This window comes from Chitinophaga sp. ARDCPP14 (assembly GCF_051362515.1).
Classification (GTDB): Bacteria; Bacteroidota; Bacteroidia; order Chitinophagales; family Chitinophagaceae; genus Chitinophaga.
The window spans coordinates 294,016-314,712 of the sequence record NZ_JBKIXB010000003.1 but is presented as its reverse complement, the minus strand read 5'-3'; the positions used below and the strand labels follow the sequence as shown (position 1 = coordinate 314,712).

Below are 20,697 nucleotides of genomic sequence, written 5' to 3'. Positions count from 1 at the left end.
ACCGATTAAAATGTGCAAAACATGAAGAACACAAAGAAAATATTCCTTTATATAGCCGGTGTTTCCATGACGCTTGGCGCTTGTACCAAAGATTTCCAGGAGATCAACACCACGCCGGGATTGCCAACCAGTACTACCATACCGCCAATGATAAACGGTGTGATCAGCACCCTGTTCCTGAAAGGACAGGAACAGGCAGCCATTCATAACGAATACTACTACCCGGTTACCCAACTGGCTACTATCAGCGGCAGTTCCGGTTACCTGGTGCAAAACGGTGCGCTGGATATCTGGAATGATTATTATGGCGCGCTGCAGAACCTGAACCAGATACAGGATAAGATAAATGCGTATGCCGGGGATAAAGCAGAAATGGATAATGTGCAGGCCATCACTTACATTTTGCGTGCCTATAAAACGCTGCGCATCACTGATCAGTTTGGGGATATTCCTTACTCAGAAGCAGGGCTTGCATATACTTATAATACCGCCAATTACCGTCCGAAGTACGATTCACAGGAAAGCATTTACAAAAGCCTGCTGGAGCAGTTGAAGTGGGCGTCACAGCACCTAACTACCGCTGCCAACACGCCGGGAGGAAAGCCTTACCAGTCGCTGGGCGCTTCAGAAACTTTATTTGCCAATAACATCAGCATGTGGCAGAAGTTTGGTAATTCGTTACTGCTGCGTTATGCTATGCAAATAGTGGAAAAAGATGCAGCTACCGCCACGCCTTACCTCCAATATGCGCTGGGTGGTATTCCGCTGATCGGGGAGGGTGAAGACGCTGGTATGTGGCCCGGCAAGCTGGGTGGCTATGTGCTCAACGACAGCCGCTTCTGGTCTTTCACCTCACATAAATTTGTGCGTTTAAGCACTACCTGCTGGAACATGATGGCAGATGGCACAAACACCGCACAGATCTTTGATCCGCGCGCAGTACTATTCTTTGAAACCAACCAGGCCGGCAACTGGGCGCCACTTCAGCCGGGCAGCACGGTAGGTGATAATAACAATCCTTACCAGGATACCAGGGATGCCAATTTCGCCAACAAAGACAACTGCAAATTTTCTCCCTTTAATTATTATATCGTAAGAGATATTTATTATCAGCCGGAATTATTCCTCACTGCTGCCGAAGTACATTTCCTGAAAGCAGAGGCATACGCCCGTGGCCTTGGTGTAGCCAAGAACATGGTAACCGCAGGTACGGAATATACTGCTGGGATTACTTCTGCAGTGAATTTCTGGTACTTTATTGCGCATAATACCAATGTAACCAATGATGCCTGGTCGAGTGTAGCGCCTGCGAGTCCTACGCCTGTGCAGATGGCCGCATTCCTGGCCAATCCGAAAGTAGCCTTTACCGGTACCGACGCTCAGAAGCTGGATAAGATTTATGCACAGGAGTGGTTATCTTTTTTCCGCCAGCCCTGGCTTGCTTATAATTTATGGAGAAGGACCGGCCGCACACCACGTGACGGTAACCCGGCTACCTACGTGAATTTTAACAGGCTGCAATATCCTGAACAGGAAGCGATCAACAATACTGTAAATAATAAAACACAATCCGACCAGATGGGCGGTAACTCCAATACCGTAAAAGTTTGGTGGATGAAATAAGATTGTGAATTTAGATGAATGATAACAGCCCCGGAGAATTCATTTCCCCGGGGCTTCTTCGTATTGCCGCTTCCAGGAAAATATTAATTCGCAATTAAATTTTCCTACATTAGCGAGGGGGCAGTCTATATGCATGCGCAGCTATATAACGATAAAGAACTATTCCGGCTGATTTCGGAAGGCGATGAAACCGCTTTCCGCATGCTCTTTCGCAGGTATGTTCCGGAGCTGCGTCCGCTGATACTGCATTTGACCAAAACCGAAGCGGTGACCGATGATATTGTCCAGGAAACATTTTTGCGGTTATGGATCAGCCGCGATAAGCTCCCCGAAATAGAGAATCCCCGGTCCTGGCTGTTGCGGATTGTTTTTCACCTGTCGTTTTCTTATCTCCGTAAACAGGTGGTACATCATAAGGCCATCGATATTATTACATCAGCCTATAGTGCAGATGCGTCTGCCAGCTCCACGGAAGAAACCATGGTATACAATGCCATGATGAAACAGGTAAGCGCCGCCGTGGCACAGTTGCCTCCGCAGGCAAAGCGGATCTATCTTTTAAGCCGCGAAAAAGGGCTTAAAATACCGGAGATCGCAGACGAGCTATCCCTTTCCCCTAATACCGTCAAGAACTCCCTGGTCAGGTCCCTGCAGTTTATCCGGAAGCAACTGGAGCTATCCGGGCACCTCTTTCCCGCCGTGGTGGTATGGCTGCTGACCCGTTAAATTTTTTTTCTTTTCCATAGGTCCTAAACATTTACCTGCGCGTCTGTATGCATAGTACACGTTTTAATGAAGCAACCACGTTCACTGAATAACAATCAAAACAGATCATAAATTGTCGATACAAGACCGTTTAGCATACCTCCTGCAACAGGCTGTGAGCCATACTGCTACTGCTGCCGAACTCCAGGAACTATCAGACCTGATCCAGGCTGATCAAACCGGGCATACCGCTCAACTGGCGGAAATGCTGCTGCGAAAGGACCTTTCCGGCGAAGCCGTGGATTACGATGAAACTTACTGGAACCAGGTAGCCAGCAATATACTGGCCGCCGACCGTTCGCCGGAAATGCTGGCGCCTGTGCGTACGCCATACCGGCGCGCATGGCTGGCAGCAGCCATTGTTTCCGGACTGTTGCTGTTATCTGGCGCCGCGTACTGGTTATGGCAAAAGCCGGCTCCCGTACCAATGGCAACGGTTACTCCTGCGCCGGCCAACGATGTGGCTCCCGGTACCAACAAAGCAGTGCTCACACTGGCAGATGGTACACAGGTACCGCTGGACAGCGCCATACACGGCGCATTGGCGCAACAAGGCAATACAAAAATTTCCCGCCAGGGCGCAGGAAAACTCACCTACACTTATAATGCAGCATCACATGATGCCTTGACGATGCAATATAATACGCTGCGCACCCCGCGTGGCGGACAGTTTGAGGTAACGCTGCCGGATGGTACCCACGTATGGCTCAATGCAGAGAGCACATTAAAATATCCTGTTTCCTTTACCGGCCGCAACAGGCAGGTAGAACTGAACGGGGAAGCCTATTTTGAAGTAGCTGCCAACGCGCAGCAACCTTTCCGGGTAATGGTGCCCACGCATGCCAATAATGGAAAGGACAGCCTGGAAATCGCCGTGCTGGGCACTCATTTCAACGTGATGGCATATAATGATGAACAGCAGATTAAAACCACGCTGCTGGAAGGGGCCGTGCGCGTAAGCAGCCATGGCAGCAGTAAACGCCTGGAGCCGGGCGAAGGTGTGAATCTTAATAAAAACAACAACACGTTATCTGCCCCGGCAAATGTAAATACAGAAGAAGCAGTGGCCTGGAAAAATGGATTTATCCAGCTGGAAGGTAACGACATCGCTTCTGCCATGCGTTTGATTTCACGCTGGTATGATGTGGAAATAATATACAAAGCGCCTGTATCCGCCCACTTCCGGGGAATTATACCCAGGAATGTGCCGGTGTCGCAGGTGTTGAAAATGATGGAACTAACCGGTGAAGTACACTTTGAAATAAAGGGAAAACAACTGATCGTATCGCCCTGAATTCTTTTTCCACGTTAAAAAAACATTGACGTCATGAGTCCTTAATGTTTATTCCGTTACCAGTTATGAAGTGCCCAAAAAAACCGGGAGCGTTCGCTGCGCCCCCGGTAACATCCGGGCTTGTAATTAAAATCGCTTTCGACAATTATCATTATCAACCCAAACTACACAAATGTATGCTATTGACGCTTTTTTCCCAAAGCGGGCAACCAAGCCCTGCGTGGGTCAAAAAATTTCCACGATTATCAGTAAAAACGTTCCTGATTATGAAATTAACGGTGCTTTTGATGACCATTACCCTACTGGAGGTACACGCAGCCGGGTATTCACAAACAGTTACCCTATCGCAACGTAACATATCCCTGGACAAAGCCTTTAAAGAGATCAGGAAGCAAACGGGGTATACTTTTTTGTATACCGATGAACAACTGCTTCACATCAGTAAAGTGAGCCTGCAACTGAAAGATGCTTCCCTGAAAGAAGCACTGGATGCCTGTTTTATGGATCAGCCGCTTGCTTACACCATCAGCGGTAAGGTGATTGTTATTAAACGGAAAGACGCGCCGGTGACACCCACAAACGCGCCGCCGGATAAGGAAATAAAGGGACGTATCACCAACGCGAAAGGAGAACCCCTGCCCGGCGTAACAGTGCAGGTGAAAGGGACCAACAAAGGTGTGGTAACAAATGAAAACGGCGAGTACGCCATTACCGTATCCACCGAAAACGCCATATTAATCGTTTCATCCATTGGTTATATTAAAGAGGAGGTACCGGTGGGCGCTAAAAGCGAACTGCCGGTTATACTCCAATCCAGCGCTTCCAGCATGAATGAGCTGGTAGTAGTGGGTTATGGCGTACAAAGGCGGGTGGAGCTTACCAATGCAATTACCACGGTTACCGCGGAATCGTTTAAAGACCAGCCAGTGAATCGCCTGGACCAGGTATTACAGGGCAGGGCTGCCGGCGTACAGGTAACCAATGCGGCTGGTTCTCCCGGCGGTGCTGTCAGGATCCGTATCCGCGGCGCCAACTCCATTACCAGCAACAATGGCCCCATATACGTAGTGGACGGTTTTGTAGGAGCTGAATTTTTTTCGATCAACCCGGATGATATTGAATCCATCCAGGTGTTGAAAGACGCATCTGCTACCGCTATTTACGGTAGCCGCGGTTCTAATGGCGTTATTATTGTGACCACGAAGAAAGGCAGCAAAGGCGCATTAAAAGTGAATCTCACCAGCCGTTTTTCTTCTTCTACCGTTATTAAAAAACTGGACCTCCTGAATGCCGGTGATTTTGCGGAAACAGCCAACGCACACGCTACGGCGGTAGGCACCACGAAGCCATTTACAGATGAGCAGGTGGCAGGTTACCGCACCAATGGCGGCACCAACTGGCAGGACGAAATTTTCAGGGCGGCGCCCAGCCAGGAATATTTATTGAGCCTCGCCGGCGGCAACGACAAATCCGGTTATTTTATTTCCGGCAACTACCTGAACCAGGATGGCGTGATCAATAACTCTTCTTACAAACGTTATACGGTAAGATCCAACATCAATTCGCGTCTTTCAGAAAGGGTATCTGCCACGCTTAACATCACCGGCTCCTACAGTACCGCGCAGAATGTAGATATCCCCGCCGATGGCCCCAGCAGCCCACTGGCGCAGGCCATCACCTGGTCGCCTACCGTGCCGGTAAGAAAAGCCGACGGTACCTACACACCCAACGACCCGGTGGGTTCCCTCTTTTTCAACCCGGTGGCATTAACTGTCGACCGGCTCGCAGTAACGGAAAGGATGCTGGCTAACCTGATAGGAGGTTTCCGCTTTGAGATCCTGCCAGGGCTGAGCTATCACCTGCAATATGGCGCAAACTACCTGGGATACGAGAACAAAAGTTTCGGCGGAAAGATCACCAACTCAGGCTCAGCAACCAGCAGTATCCGGTCCAACAAAGAGATCACACTCCAGAATACCAACACATTAAACTACCGGAAGTTATTTAATGAGGTGCATAGTCTTGATGTAACCGCGGTAATGGAATACCAGCAGTCTACTTATAATTATGTATCTGCCGGCGCCTCCAATCTTACTTACGAAAACTTCCAGTGGAATAATCTTACGCAGGGTACTCCGGGAAATCCTGGTTCCGGCTATTCCAAATGGGCCTTGTTTTCCCTCGTAGGCCGTGTTAACTATGGTTATAAAGATAAATACCTTGTTTCGGCCGCGCTGCGTCGTGATGGTTCTTCCAAGTTCCGTGGTGATAACAGGTTCGCTTATTTCCCTTCCGTGTCTGCAGGTTGGGTGATTTCGAATGAACCATTTATGAAGGAGATGCCAGCGCTCAGTAACCTGAAGCTGCGTGGCAGCTGGGGACTTACAGGTAACCAGGGCGTAGCTCCTTACGTTACTTATTCGGCTTATTCCAACAGGGTGGCCTCATTTACCAACTCCACTTTCCTGACCGGTATCGTCATGGGTAATATTGGAAACCCTGATCTGAAGTGGGAAACTACAGAGCAAAAAAATGTGGGCCTGGATGTTGGATTCTTAAACAACAGGATTAGCCTGACGGCAGACTACTTTATAAAAGATACCCGCGACCTGTTGCTAAATGAAACGTTACCGCTTTACCTGGGTAATAACACCATTACCCGGAACGTTGGTACCGTACAGAATAAAGGTTGGGAGTTATCTGTAGAAGCCGTTGTAATTGACAAAGGCGCCGTAAACTGGACCAGCTCAGCGAATGTTTCTTTTATCAAAAATAAGGTAATCTATATCGGCGCTGGTAAAACGATGATCTTTGATCCGAACACCCGCAAAATTGGGGGTGGTATGTCACAGCAACCCGAATTCGTTGTAATGCCGGGACAGCCGCTGGGTGCTATCTGGGGCCTCACTTACCTGGGCACCTGGAAACCAGGCGATGCAAAGGCCGCGGATTTTGGCGCTAAACCAGGCGATTCAAAATACCTCGATATTAACAGCGACGGAAAGATAGATGCCAATGACTATGGCGTGATTGGTACAGGGATTCCAAAAACTTCCATCGGCTGGAATAATACGGTTACCTACAAAGCATTTACATTAAACCTGTTTTTCCAGGGACTCTTTGGATTTGATAAATTGAACTATAATAACGCTGCAGCCATGTACTATGGCGGAGATGCCAGGGAAGCCACACTGGCTCAAATTAAAGACAGGTATATTCCGGGCGTGAATGAAACATCAGATATTCCTGCCTTCAGTACCACGAACAGGAACTTCACACAAAGTACCCGCTTCCTGGAAAAAGCAGATTTCCTGCGTCTTAAAAATGTAGGCCTGTCTTACGACATACCAAAATCAAAACTGAAAAATGCCCTCGGTATCAAGGTGTTTGTGAATGCTACCAACCTGTTCACCATCACTGATTACAGCGGTATAGATCCGGAAGCCAATTCCGCCGATGGTGATATCCGCCAGGGGATAGATTTCGGTTCTTATCCCAATGTTAAAACTTTTACCGGAGGCGTTACGCTCAGTTTTTAAAAAATAACGTACATGACTAAACGATTCCACATGAAAAAGATATTTCTCGCAGCCACGCTGTTATTCGCAGCGGGTTGCAGCAAAGAGCTCACAGAAGATCCGAGGGGTTTGGTAGGAGGAGCGGAGGCATTGAGCAGCCAGGCAGGACTTGAATCTGCGCTTACCGGTGCATATGGCAGCTTAATGGTGCCATGGACCAGCGGATTCACCAGCGTGTCCCAGATCGCTATGACGATGGGCGCCGATGATCTCACCACACATCCCGGTTCCAATAAAGAAGAGTTCCGCGAATTTGACCGTTTCAATGTTACCTCGCTGAACGGCCGGATGACACCCATCTGGCTGGGCTGTTATAAAACCATCCAGTCTACCACCAACATCATCAACAACTACTCACGGGTAACGGATGGCGATGCAACAAAAACGCAAACCATTGTGGGAGAAGCCAGCTTCCTGCGGGCCCTGTGTTACTACTGGCTTACCCGCTTCTGGGGAGAAGTTCCGATCATCCCGTCTGAAATTTATTCTCCTGAATTTCTTACCCTCAAAAAAAGTAAACCTGCCGATGTATATAAGTTGATTGAAGAAGACCTGGCGAGAGCAGAACAATGGGTGCCCAACAAAAAACGCGATCCGGGAAGACCCAACAAAGGTTCTGTGAAAGCGCTGCTGGCAGATGTATACCTTACAGAAGCCGGATGGCCGCTGAAGGATCAGTCGAAATATGCTCTGGCAGCGGCCAAAGCAAAAGAAGTAATAGACAATAAAGCAGCCTATGGCTTCGATCTTTTCCAGGATGGTTTTTTAAAGATCTTCGTGGGCGGTACAAAGGAAGACGTGTTCACGCTTTTCACCCGCGGGCAATGGTCTACCTACAATTCCTTTTACGGTCTTTCTACTATGCCGGAAAATGAAGGTGGCTGGAGTGATTTCTTTCCTGAGCTGAAGTTCTTCAATAACTTCCCTGCTGGTAAACGGAAAGACGCTACTTTTTCCACGGAGTTTGTAGTAGGCGGCAATACCATCCCCTGGCAGCAAACCACCACCAAACATCCTTACTATAAAAAATTCACAATCCAGCAGGACGGGGATAAGGCAGTGTACATGTCGAACAACCCCGTGATCATGATCCGTTATGCGCATGTGTTGCTCATCTATGCAGAGGCGCAGGCACGCGCAACAGGCACGCCCAACAGCGAAGCTTATGCAGCCATCAATGCGGTACGTGACAGGGCTGGATTGGCGCCGCTGGCGGCAAACCTGTCGGGCGCCGACTTTGCTGCTGCGGTTGTAAATGAAAGGGCCTGGGAATTTGCAGGTGAGTGGAGCCGCTGGTTCGACCTTGTGCGGCTGGACCAGGTAGCTGCTGCCAACGCCGGTAAAGATCCCGGTGACCTGCAGCCTGCTGCGGCCATCACCCAGGCAGATTACTGGCTGCCTATACCAGGTGTAGATGCATTGGTAAACCCGAATTTATAAATCCACGGTTACTCATCCTAAATGAAGCGTTATGAAAAACATCTCAACACTTTTAGTGTTGCTGCTTGGCGTGTTCCTGTGTGGCCCGCTCCAGGCGCAATACCTGCTTTTAGATAACATGGAAGGTAGTGGCCCCTGCTCTGGCAGGTGGACCTACTACGCCGGCAATACCACTACGGGGAAAGTGCAGTTCGGCGTGCCTAACCCGAGTGTATCCGGGCTGAATACCAGTCCGCTGGTAGCCAAGTTCATAAAGGATACTTCTTGCTTTGAATACATGAGTGCAGGGAGCAGTCTTACTGATTCATTCGATCTCTCCACCAACAGCACCTTTAAGATGCTGGTGTATGCCAGTACGAAAGATGAGATCATGTTTAAGCTGCAACCTGGCGACAACTATTCCAAAGCGGTGTACTTTACTTACAAGGTAACCCAGATCAATCAATGGGAAGAAGCAACATTTAATTTCCAGAGCGTAAAACAACGGACAGATTTTAACCGCATCGAAGTACATTATATCGATGGCAAGAAAGCCAATGGTATCCTGTACTTCGACCTGGTACAAGGTCCTAATCCCACTGGCATCACCGTAAAAGATACCAGTATTTTAATGGGGCAGGAAAATGGTGCAGTACTCACCGCCACCCTGCGGGGAGGGGTATTCGATTCTGTACTCACTGCCGCCAACTGGACCGCCACCAACCTGCCTCCCGGCGTTACTATCGGTAATGTGCAACGGGTAAATGATTCCATTGCACGGGTTACGCTCAGCGGCAATTCAGCAGCTAATTATTCCCGGGCTATTTTAAAACTGACCGTTTCCGGGCAGGAACTGGTAAACGCCAATACCACTGCGTACAATGTAAAAGGCAATGTAGTATTTGAAGGAAACCCTAACTGGACGGTGATCTTCAACGATGAATTTAATGTTGATGGCGTACCGGATGTTACCAAATGGAAAGTAGATCCGCAGCCCAAAGGCTGGATTAACGGCGAACAGCAGGTGTATACAGATACCACACACGACAATGCGCGTGTGAAAAACGGTAAGTTGATCATCAAAGGGAAAAAGGATTTCCCCAACGGAAACACTACTGAACCCTGGTCATCTGCCCGTCTTATTACACAAGGCAAAATGGATTTCCTTTATGGCAGGGTGGATGTACGCGCCCGGTTGCCCCGTGCACGCGGCTCCTGGCCGGCTATCTGGCTGATGCCCACCAGCAGCGTTTATGGCGGCTGGCCCAAAAGCGGCGAGCTGGATGTAATGGAACATGTAGGTAATAATTTTGGCACGGTACTGTCTACCGTACATACACAAAACCATAACTGGACGAACGGCGGCCAGGTATCTGCTACCAAAATTTTACCCGATGCAGATACTACGTATCATGTGTATAGTATGGAATGGGGCGCGGATTCCATCCGGTTTCTGTACGACAGCGTTAAAGTGTTGACATACCCGAATCCGCATACCGACTGGAAAGACTGGCCCTTTGATCAGAAATTTTTCCTGATACTGAACGTTGCCGTCGGCGGCGGTATGGGTGGTAATATAGTGGATGCAGATTGGCCGGATAGTATGATGGTGGATTATGTGCGTATTTCCCAGAAAGGATTAGGCACACCCATACTGGACTCCGTGGTGGTAACACCCGCCACGCTGACATTCCTTCCCGGCAAAACGCAGCAATACGTTGCCAAAGCGCTGGACCAGAACGGGCGTGTGATGTCGGTTACGCCGGTGTGGAGTGTTACCGGCAGCGGTAACAGCATTACAACAGGCGGGCTTGCCACACTAAACGATACGGCTAAAATTACCGCTACCATAACAGTAGACAGCGTCACCAAAACGGGCGTGGCTATTGCTAACCGGCGATCCGCCAACTATACACCGATACCCGCAAAAATAGAGGCAGAGAATTTTGGCAACAGCAATGTATGCTGCACCGAGTCCACATCAGATACCGGTGGCGGGCTGAATGTAAGCTACATTGGAGCCAGTAGCTGGCTGGAATATGATATCAGTGTACCGGACAGCAGCGAATACCGGATCCAGTTCCGCGTGGCTGTTAATTCGCTTTCCAGCCTGAAGGTGATGCTGGACACAGCGACCCTGCAAACGGTAAGCCTGCCTCCAAGCGGCGGCTGGCAAAAATGGATAACAGTAACGTCGGCGCCTATACGTTTACTACCCGGCCAGAAAACGATCAGGATCCAGGCCGGTAAAGATGGCTGGAACTTCAACTGGCTGCGTTTCATACGGGCTGATTCCATTTCATTGGCACGGCTCACTGTTAAACCGGATACGGCAACAATGATTACCGGCACCACAAAGCAGTATACTGTTTCAGGCTACGGACAAGACAGCAGCGTATTTGCCATAAACCCGGTTTGGTCTGTTTCCGGCACCGGCAACAGCATCAGTGCATCCGGCTTGTTCCAGGCAAACGTGGTGGGCGATTATACGATTACGGCTACTGCAGGAACCATCAGCGATACCGCCAGCGCGCATGTAATTGCTGCGCCCCGGTTAACGCGTATTACACTTACACCGGATACGGCTGCTGTACCGTTTGGCGCATCACAACAGTTTACTGCTAAAGGCTATGATCAGCGCGACAGCCTCTTTGCCTTTACGCCTGTGTGGACCACTACCGGCGCCGGCAATACGATCAGCGCAACGGGCGTTTTCACGGCTGGTAATACAACAGGTACTTTCACCGTTACTGCATCCCGTGATTCTATCAGCGCGACAGCCGTAGCGAGTGTCGGCGATTTCTGTTCAGTTAATAATAAGTACGAGGCAGAAAGTGCTTCCAACCGTACTACCAGGCCAATTCTGCAGACCTGCACTGATATTGGCGGCGGACAGAATTTTGCCTATATGTATGTAGGCGACTGGTTCACTTACAACACACTGATTGTACCGTCGGCCGGAAAGTATACCATCAGCTTCCGGATCTCCTCTACGGTGCCGTCGGTGATATGGATTGGGCACAGCGGCTATAATTTCGGCAGCATTAACCTGCCATCAACCGGAGGAGTCTGGAAAACCATCAGCGATACCATCACGTTGCCGGCACTGAGCTATACTGGTATTCATATCACATCCGGTACCTTTAAGTTCAACTGGTTCAGCATTGATAACTGCCCGGTGGCATCCGCCGATTCTTCTTCTGCACGTATGGCTTACAGCGATGTAAAATACACGCCGGAACCGGCAGCAGCAGATGCCCAAAAGGTGATCTTCTATCCCAATCCAACAACGGGGCAGCTGACCCTGGAATTGAAGGAACCGGTGTATACCATGCTTTCTGTGCTTGACATGCACGGTGCTGTGGTTAAATACTGGCGTATCAGCAAAGGACAAACACGCATCAGTCAGAACATCAGTTCACTGCCGGCAGGGACTTACCTGCTTAAACTTGAAAATCAATTTAAGGCGATCACGTTCAAGGTGATTAAGCTCTGATAAATGAATTAATTTATGATGAAGAAGAGACGCTGCCGGTCAGCGTCTCTTCTTTTTTTAAGTGGGAGGCAGCAATAAAGGCTATAAAACATCCCAATGCGGTAAAAGTACGCCACGCGTTATAGATGTCCCACGTATGCAGTAAAGCTTTCCAGCCAACGGGCGGATGTTGCGGCGGCCATAATTTGATGATGCCGTTAATTGGTACGTTGCCCAATCTTGTTATCAGTAATGTAGTGAGTGCTAAAACAGCAGAAAGAATAGCGAGGTTCCTTACCGGGGTTAAACGCCTGCGTAAACGTGCATACCATAACGGCGTTATAATGGAAAGGGCCATCAACGACTGCATGGTAATGCCATTGTGTGTCATTAATTGTGTACGGTAAACGAGATGTACATTTACAGGTACTTCATAGAAAGCAGGAACCACATTCAGAAAACCAGACATAAATGCACCGGAAAGCAATCCGGTTGCCAATAGTGCTATAACCTTAGCTGTGCTCATTTTCCGGTGTATTAATGGCAGTCAAATTTAACCGCGCTTATAAGAATAATAATAAAGAAGATTCCCAGTTGAATAAGATAAAAGCGATGAAGCGTGATTCTTACATCTGCAGTTTGCTGCATGAAACCACTGGTGTTGTCTGATACGATTTGCCTGAATTTCGTCCCCTGTTTATTGCCTATGAGCATGCCGTTCAGCACCAGTAAAATAACGAGCGCCATTTTTATTTTGAACCATAACTGTCCCCACCATGCGCCTTTTACAAGTATCAGCATGGTGATGCCCGTTATCACCAACATAGCGGCGCCTGTTCTGACCAACGCCCCATATCTGGCCATTAAAGGGAGCAGCCCCAGCGACCGGTTGTCGCCTTCGTCTGCAAATTTCCAGAAGGTATTGAAGGTGATATAATCCACTATCGTGGTGCCTGCCATGGTTACCAACCCGGTAATATGCAGGGCCAACAGTATGCGGAGAATGAGATATAGTTTCATTACTATTATTTGGTTGTTTTATTGTGTAAAATAATGCCATTTGGTTGTAAAATACAATTATTTGGGATTAAATATTTATTTTTGCTTCCAAAAGGAAGTAATTCTATGAATAAAACCGTTGAATTGGTAAGACTATGGGGAGAATATGAGCAGCGGCATCCCGATGCTTCTATTGAAGATTTTTGTCGTAGTCAGTTGGCAACAGCTATCAAAAAGAAGAAAACGGTTGTGTTCAAAGGGCAGCTGCAGCCGGATTTAAACGGAGCGCTGGTGAAGCTGATCAGCAGGATCGGGAAATTTCATATGGTGTATACCAATAAGGCACTGGAAGGAACCGGCCTTGATCAGATCGAGGAATTTGGCATGCTGGTCACTATTTTCAACCAGAAGAACCCTATCAAATCGGAAGTGATTTTCAGCAATATCCTGGATTTGTCCAGTGGCACCAATATCCTCGGCAGGCTAAAGGAACGTGGATTGATCAATGAGTATACAGATAAGGAAGACAAACGGGTAAAGCGACTTAAGCTCACCGCATCCGGTGATGAAACGCTGAAAAAGGCAAAGCAGCAGATATTGAAAGTAGTGGCTATGCTTACGCAGGATTTAACGGAAGATGATAAGCAGTTGTGTTTGCAGTTGCTTCGTCCTGTAGACGCGAGGTTTTCCGCAGTTATTCAAAAACAGAAGAATAAGAGTTTTAAGGAGATATTTGAGGAGAATAAGAGTGCTCTTTGAGCTACCTTTTAGTTGTTTTAGCTTTTACGGAATCAATTTGAAAGTTCTCCTTAATTAATTGTGGTTTGGATGGTCTTACCTGGCTATTATCAACACCCGGTAATTTTGTTGTGGTGGTGCTGCTTTGGTGTGTTTTATTGGAATCTTTTGCCATGTATTGAGTTTTGTTAAAGGTACTGAAATTATTCACAATTTTTACTTTTTGCACCTTGTCCTCCTTAATAGCAATCTGAAAACCAATGCATAACAAATATGGAACACTTGCTAAAATTGCAAAAGTAAAAGCTCTGTAGTAAAATAATCCCTTTCGCTTAAATATCTCATTATTCACTCTTACAGCTTCTTCAAGCTCATTTATATAGGAAGCTTTTATTAACGTATCTACCTCAATTCTCTCCCTGTTTTCTTCCTCGTAACCTATCCGGTATTCCTCATAGTAGAGTTTAGGTTCTTGTAAATAGGCCACTTCAACAGGTATTAGCAGGCGAACAGTGTTTGCCAGTGAAATGGAGAATAGGGATATGAAAATATAAAAAGAAGCATGATGTAGCCACAGGCATTTTGTTTCTGTAAAGAAAAGGGATTGTACGATAGGAATAAGAAAGATAGCAAACGCGGAATATATAACCAGAATATTAGTAAACTTGTCTATGTTTTTTTGATAAGCGTTTGAATACTGTTCCAGTCTTTTTTCATTTATTTCAATTATGTAATCCAAATCGTAGAAAGAACCCATAAAATAACTACTGTTTTAATAAAGGCTTGATACAAACCAGTAATGATACCGCAAGTAAATACTAAAAGAAGACTCATTTCCCTCATTCCTCAGCATCACATCAGCTTAACGAATTAATAACAATAGTCAATATCGTGCTGAAATAAGTCAAAGAAACCACCTTATCATTCCCCGATGCCCGCTATCTTCGTAACCAAACCACGATTATGAAAATTCATCACTTGCTGCTGTTGGCGTCACTATCCTTATTTTCCTGTAAAGACGCTCCCCGTCACAACAGCCGTTATGGAATGGTTACCGGTCTCCGGCCGGAGAAAATAGCCGAATACAAATCACTGCACGCCAAAGTATGGCCGGATGTGCTGAAGATGATTGAAGCATGTCATCTCCACAACTATTCCATCTACCTGAAAAATATAAATGACCACTGGTTTTTGTTCAGCTATTTTGAATATACCGGTACAGATTTTAAAGGAGATATGGAGAAAATGAAACAGGACAGTACAACACAACAATGGTGGAAAGTAACGGCTCCCTGTCAGCTTCCTTTACCGGATGCAGCCGCTAAAGGAGAAACCTGGTCGGGTATGGAAGAAGTATTTCATGTGGAATAACGAAACCTAAAATTAATACATCCCGTACCGGTTTTTCATTAAATTTATGCTCTGTAATCAAACCGGTACGTTTGTCATTCGTTCAGTTATACAATGAAAAAGAGCTCCTTGCCAGCGTTTCCCTGGGGGATGAAAAGGCATTTCATGCCCTTTATTATCATTACAGTCCACGTATTTACGGCAATTTATTGAAACTGGTCAAATCGGCTGACCTTGCGCAGGAGCTGTTGCAACAGGTGTTTGTAAACATCTGGCTCCGGCACGATACCATTGATCCCGAAAAATCTTTCCGTTCCTACCTGTTTACCACCGCCAACAACCTGGTGATCGACTTCTACCGGAAAGTGAAGCGGGACAAGCTGCTCATGGATAAGTTGCTGGCAGCTGCGCAGGAGTATTACCTGCACACAGAAGAATGGCTGCACGAAAAGGAAACCATGCACCTCATACAGGCTGCTATAAACGATCTTCCTCCCCAGCGTAAAATCATCTTTACGCTTTGCAAACTGGAAAACAGAACCTATAAAGAAGTAAGCGAGTTGCTGGGCATTTCCCCCGCCACGGTCAACAGCCAGATCGTAAAGGCTACCAGCACCATACAAAAGAAGTTGATGGCCAACCGCGATGTTGCCGGCATACTGCTGGCGTACCTGATCCTGCGCTGATAAATTTTTTTTCCTTCCGGGTAAATGTAAATCTTCGCCCGTTCGTATTAGCTGATATGAACCAAGATCCTGATGAATCTTTTGTAAAAGAATTATTTGCCAGATTTCTGGAAAACCGCTGCAGTGAAGATGAAATCATCCTGTTGATGGACTATGTGGAGAAGGATGCATACAGGGAAATATTTTCGGAGATGATCAACCAGGTGGCCACCGATGACCACCCGGAGGAAGAAGGGCTGTATGCTATGCACAAGGACGTGATCGATGCGGTAAGTACCCGCATCACGCCACCGCTGCCAATGCACAAAGTAAAAGCATGGAGATGGCTGCCTTACCAGGTGGCTGCCGCAGTAGTTTTCCTGTTATTGGCAGGAGGCGTCTGGCGCTGGTATTCCCGTTCTCCTGTCACAAGGCCGGTGGCGCACAACGCTGTTGCGCATCCCCCCCGGAATGATGCCGCACCGGGAAAGAAAAAAGCCATCCTCATCCTGGCAAATGGTGCGTCTGTTACATTAGACAGCGTTTCCAGCGGCTTGCTTACCCACCAGGGGCAAACACAAATCATCCAGTCTGCCGGTGGAAGCCTTGTGTACAGTTCTGCAGCAGGGGCGTCTGCTGAACCACTGTATAATTCCATCATCACGCCGCGCGGCGGGCAATACAAAGTAACCTTGTCGGATGGTACCAAGGTATGGCTGAATGCCGCGTCTACCTTACGTTTCCCGGCAGCCTTCACAGGGGCGCAACGGCAGGTAACACTAACCGGGGAAGCCTACTTTGAGGTAGCGAAAAACGCAGACAAACCTTTTTTAGTCACCGTGAATAACCTGCAGGTAACGGTGCTTGGAACTCATTTCAATATCATGGCGTATGAAGATGAAGCAGTTATCAATACCACCCTGCTGGAAGGCGCTGTAAAGGTAAGCGGAGGCAATTCCACCGCATTGCTGCAACCCGGGGAACAGGCGCAGCTGCGCCGCCAGGGGAATATCCGCGTGATGAAAAACGCCGACCTGAATGCAGTGATGGCCTGGAAAAACCGCCTCTTCTGGTTTGAACAGGATGATATCCATACCGTAATGCGGCAATTGTCAAGAGAATATAATATAGCTGTGGAGATCAGAGGTAATATCCAACGTCATTTTACCGGCTCCATCCCACGCGACGTGAATGTATCAACCGTTTTGGAAGTACTCGAGAAAACAGGCGGAGTACACTTTACAATGAACAATGGAAAAATAATCGTCACACCTTAAAACACTAGTTATGAACAGCTGACTGTAACAACAGCCAAAAAAACCGGAAGCGGCCTAATGCTCCCGGTCTGTAAGGCAAAAGAAAACAATTCTTTCTGGTAACCGTAATCTTTTATCCCAAATCAAATGTATGTATTTGAATGCTCATTTCAAAGGCTGGGGAATCCTGTGCCTTCTCAATTCCTTAACTGCAAAGGTTATGCAACTCACAGCTATTGTATTGCTCGCTGCATGTCTGCAGGTATGTGCTACCGCCCGCGCTCAAAAGGTAACCATATCCGGCAGGAACATCTCTTTAAAGGAAATCTTTACTGAAATCCGGAGTCAGACCGGCTACAATTTTATTTATACCAGCGAAGACCTGCAACAGGTGGTGCCTGTAACGCTCGATGTAAAGAACGCGGCACTCCGCGATGTACTGGATATCTGCTTCGCACATCAGCCGCTCGATTATGCCATACAGGAGAAAATCATTATCGTAAAGCCAAAGGCGCCGGTATTGCCCGTTGCAGCCAATGTTACCGGAACAGTTACCGACGCCGTCACCGGGAAACCGCTACCGGGTGTTACCATCCAGGTAAAAGGGACTTCCACAGGCATTGCTACGGATGAAAAAGGGCACTACAGCCTGAGCGCACCGGACAATGCCGTGCTGGTATTTTCATACCTGGGTTATATAAAGAAAGAAGTACCGCTGGCCGGGCAAACAACGGTGAATATTGTGCTTTCACCTTCCAATACCGGCCTCAGTGAAGTAGTAGTGGTAGGCTATGGTACACAACGTAAAGAAGATCTGTCCGGTTCTGTATCTTCCATTAACTACGATCAGCAGCTGCAAAACCGCGCCATTACAGATGTGTCACAGGCATTGTCCGGACTTGCTGCCGGTATCTCTGTGTCGCAAACTTCAGGTCAGCCGGGCCGCGATGGCGCCGTGCTGCGCATCCGTGGCGTAGGTACGCTCAATAATTCAGATCCCCTGGTACTCATTGATGGTATCGTAGGTTCGCTGAATAACCTGAACCCCAACGATGTGGCCAGCATCTCCATCCTGAAGGATGCGGCCTCCGCTGCCATCTACGGCTCGCGCGCGGCAAACGGGGTTATCCTCGTTACCACAAAAAGAGGCAAAAAAGGGAAAACGGTGATCAACTACAACGGATCTGCCGGCGTACAAAAAGCCACGCATCTCTTTGAACCGGTTACCGACTACGTTACCTACATGCGGCTCATGAACCGCATCCAGAAAGCGGATAACCCGGATAATACGGACCTGTTCAAACCCGCTACTATCGACGCCTGGAAAAATGCCACCGATCCGGTATTGTTTCCCAATACCAACTGGATGGATGTGATCTTCGGCCAGGGCATTATCACCCGGCATAACCTGTCTGTGAGCGGCGGAAACGAGAAAACAGACTATTATCTCTCCATGGGATATCTCTATAACAAAGGGATCATGGAGTCCACAGACGCTACCAAGTATACCCTGCGCCTGAACCTGGACCACAAAATAAGTGATAAGATAAAAATTGGCGCCAACCTGAATTCTTACTGGAATAAGGTGAACGAACCCTTTGATGTGACCACCTTGTTATACTACAGCGCCAACTCCGTACCGGGTGTAACGCCCACCATGACGAAAGACGGTGTAACAAGATATGGCGGCAGGAACACAGATGATGAAAGTCCCAATGCCATTAACCCGCAGCAGTACATGGATACCTGGTTTTATCCGCAGGTGGGCCAATACTCTTTCGCCAAGTTATACGGCGAATGGGAAATTATGAAAGACCTGAAATGGCAGGTAAACGGCAGCGCGGAAATATATAACAAGGAAAGCAAGCAATACAAATATTCCGGCGCTGTGCAGAATCTATGGAACTTCCAGAAGGATGAAGTAACCGTAAGCAATGCCTCTGTTCCTTCTACATTGTATCAAAGAAATGATAACAGCCTGGCACTTACTTTTTATACAACGCTCAACTACGATAAAACATTTGCAGAAGATCATCACCTGTCCGTGTTGCTGGGCGCCAGCAGGGAAACCAGCCGGAATGCCTGGTTCTCGGGTAGTGTACAGGGCTTCCCTTCCAATGATACCTGGGAGCTGAGCGCGGGCCTGTCGCAACCCATTGTCGGAGGTACCTCGTCTTCTTATGCGTTGTCTTCTTACTTCGGACGCGTGAACTACAACTACAAAGAAAAATACCTGCTGGAAGCAAACCTGCGCTACGACGGATCTTCACGATTTGCCGCCGGTAACCGCTGGGGAATATTCCCGTCGTTTTCAGGCGCATGGCGGCTGAGCAGGGAAAACTTTTTCCGTAACGCAGACCTGTCTTTTGTAGATGATATCAAGATCAGGGGATCATGGGGAAAACTGGGTAACCAGAACATCGGGCTGTATCAGTACATGGGCTTGTATGCCGCCGGACAGAACTATATTTTCGGCAATAGCCTGTCGGCAGGTTTAGCGCCAAAGGCATTACCTAACCCGGATATCACCTGGGAAAGTACCGCTACTACAGACATCGGGGCAGACATCAGCCTGTTCAGGGAGCATTTTGATATTACGTTCGACTGGTACAACCGCCGCACCAGCAACATCCTGGTACAGTTGCCACTGTCGTCTTTATACGGCGCGCTTACCCCACCTTACCAGAACGTGGCAGTAGTGCAGAACAGGGGATGGGAAGCGGCACTCGGATATAAAAATACTGTAGGGTCTTTCCAATACGCCGTTAGCGGTAACTTCAGCCATAACTCCAATAAGGTGCTGCGTTTCCAGGGTAATCCCGATGTAATACAAAGTATCGGCAATAACTCTATCATTAAACAAGGACTGCCTATTGGCGCATTGTACGGCTACCAGGCGCAGGGCACTTTCAAAAATCAACATGATATTGATAACTGGGCCAAACAAAAACTATCGGGTAGCAATAAACCTGGCGATCTTAAATACGCGGACGTAAAACAGGATGGCGTTATCAATGGCAGCGACCGGACCTACCTGGGAAGCGTAATTCCTGAATACACGTATGGTCTCACCCTCCAGGCTGGATACAAAGGTGTTTCCTTTTCTGTTTTATTCCAGGGCATCGCCGGCGTGAAAAGGTATTACCAGAACCTGTGGTACACCAGCGCGGTACGTTATGGCCGGGAAATCAATTCCTATTTCCTTAACGCATGGTCAACAGATAACCCCAACAGCGATATCCCGCGGCTGACAACAGACAGCAACAGCGACAATACGCAGGCATCTTCCTTCTGGGTACAAAACGGTTCTTTCCTGAGAGTAAAAAATATGCAGCTCTCCTATAATTTCCCGGCTGGCTGGCTGAAGAAATCATTTATTTCAGGGATACAGGTGTACGCGGATGCGCAGAACCCTTTTACCTGGACAAAATATAATGGACTGGACCCGGAAACAGGTAATTACACCGATTACCAGATTGAGAATCCAAATGTGCGCACGTTCTCTTTGGGAATAAATGCCTCATTCTAAACTAGT

14 protein-coding genes are annotated in these 20,697 nt (G+C 47.8%); 11 read left to right on the top strand and 3 right to left on the bottom strand.

The genetic code is table 11. The features are described from left to right. Positions 1-21: 21 nt before the first annotated feature. The 6 genes from ACLHR0_RS10385 (at position 22) to ACLHR0_RS10360 (ending at position 12,175) form a co-directional block, all read left to right on the top strand. The gene (locus tag ACLHR0_RS10385) at positions 22-1,623 is read left to right on the top strand and encodes a SusD/RagB family nutrient-binding outer membrane lipoprotein (RefSeq protein ID WP_429048206.1); all 1,602 of its coding nucleotides are present in this window, start codon (positions 22-24) and stop codon (positions 1,621-1,623) included. Positions 1,624-1,752: 129 nt separating this feature from the next. Then, a complete protein-coding gene (locus ACLHR0_RS10380; RefSeq protein WP_429048204.1) occupies positions 1,753-2,349 on the top strand; it encodes an RNA polymerase sigma factor in 597 nt (198 codons plus the stop codon). A gap of 112 nt (positions 2,350-2,461) precedes the next feature. Further along, complete coding sequence (locus ACLHR0_RS10375; RefSeq protein ID WP_436486349.1) at positions 2,462-3,682, top strand: FecR family protein; 1,221 nt, start codon at positions 2,462-2,464, stop codon at positions 3,680-3,682. A 266-nt stretch (positions 3,683-3,948) separates the two neighbouring features. After that, positions 3,949-7,221: a TonB-dependent receptor gene (locus tag ACLHR0_RS10370; RefSeq protein WP_436486347.1), complete on the top strand. Its 3,273-nt coding sequence runs from the start codon at positions 3,949-3,951 to the stop codon at positions 7,219-7,221. A 30-nt stretch (positions 7,222-7,251) separates the two neighbouring features. Beyond that, positions 7,252-8,700 carry a RagB/SusD family nutrient uptake outer membrane protein gene (locus tag ACLHR0_RS10365; protein WP_429064525.1) on the top strand — a complete coding sequence of 483 codons (1,449 nt, stop codon included), beginning with the start codon at positions 7,252-7,254 and terminating at the stop codon, positions 8,698-8,700. A 31-nt stretch (positions 8,701-8,731) separates the two neighbouring features. Further along, positions 8,732-12,175: a carbohydrate-binding protein gene (locus ACLHR0_RS10360; RefSeq protein ID WP_436486345.1), complete on the top strand. Its 3,444-nt coding sequence runs from the start codon at positions 8,732-8,734 to the stop codon at positions 12,173-12,175. Positions 12,176-12,188: 13 nt separating this feature from the next. On the opposite strand, the gene ACLHR0_RS10355 is transcribed toward ACLHR0_RS10360, so the two are convergent. Next, positions 12,189-12,680, bottom strand: a complete 492-nt coding sequence (locus ACLHR0_RS10355; RefSeq protein ID WP_436486343.1) for an anthrone oxygenase family protein — start codon at positions 12,678-12,680, stop codon at positions 12,189-12,191. Positions 12,681-12,691: 11 nt separating this feature from the next. Next, complete coding sequence (locus ACLHR0_RS10350; protein WP_436486341.1) at positions 12,692-13,174, bottom strand: hypothetical protein; 483 nt, start codon at positions 13,172-13,174, stop codon at positions 12,692-12,694. A gap of 105 nt (positions 13,175-13,279) precedes the next feature. On the opposite strand from ACLHR0_RS10350, the gene ACLHR0_RS10345 reads away from it, so the two are divergent. Next, positions 13,280-13,912, top strand: a complete 633-nt coding sequence (locus ACLHR0_RS10345) for a MarR family winged helix-turn-helix transcriptional regulator (RefSeq protein ID WP_436486339.1) — start codon at positions 13,280-13,282, stop codon at positions 13,910-13,912. A 1-nt stretch (position 13,913) separates the two neighbouring features. On the opposite strand, the gene ACLHR0_RS10340 is transcribed toward ACLHR0_RS10345, so the two are convergent. Beyond that, positions 13,914-14,648: a hypothetical protein gene (locus ACLHR0_RS10340; protein ID WP_436486337.1), complete on the bottom strand. Its 735-nt coding sequence runs from the start codon at positions 14,646-14,648 to the stop codon at positions 13,914-13,916. A gap of 206 nt (positions 14,649-14,854) precedes the next feature. Here ACLHR0_RS10340 and ACLHR0_RS10335 point away from each other — a divergent pair, with 206 nt between their 5' ends. The 4 genes from ACLHR0_RS10335 (at position 14,855) to ACLHR0_RS10320 (ending at position 20,691) form a co-directional block, all read left to right on the top strand. Continuing rightward, on the top strand, positions 14,855-15,262 hold the full coding sequence (locus ACLHR0_RS10335) for an L-rhamnose mutarotase (RefSeq protein ID WP_436486335.1): 408 nt from the start codon (positions 14,855-14,857) through the stop codon (positions 15,260-15,262). 71 nt (positions 15,263-15,333) lie between these two features. Beyond that, positions 15,334-15,927, top strand: coding sequence for an RNA polymerase sigma factor (locus tag ACLHR0_RS10330; RefSeq protein ID WP_370910852.1), 594 nt, complete (start codon positions 15,334-15,336; stop codon positions 15,925-15,927). 56 nt (positions 15,928-15,983) lie between these two features. Continuing rightward, complete coding sequence (locus ACLHR0_RS10325; protein ID WP_436486332.1) at positions 15,984-17,183, top strand: FecR family protein; 1,200 nt, start codon at positions 15,984-15,986, stop codon at positions 17,181-17,183. Between the two features lie 199 nt (positions 17,184-17,382). Then, a complete protein-coding gene (locus ACLHR0_RS10320) occupies positions 17,383-20,691 on the top strand; it encodes a TonB-dependent receptor (protein WP_436486330.1) in 3,309 nt (1,102 codons plus the stop codon). Positions 20,692-20,697 lie beyond the last annotated feature (6 nt).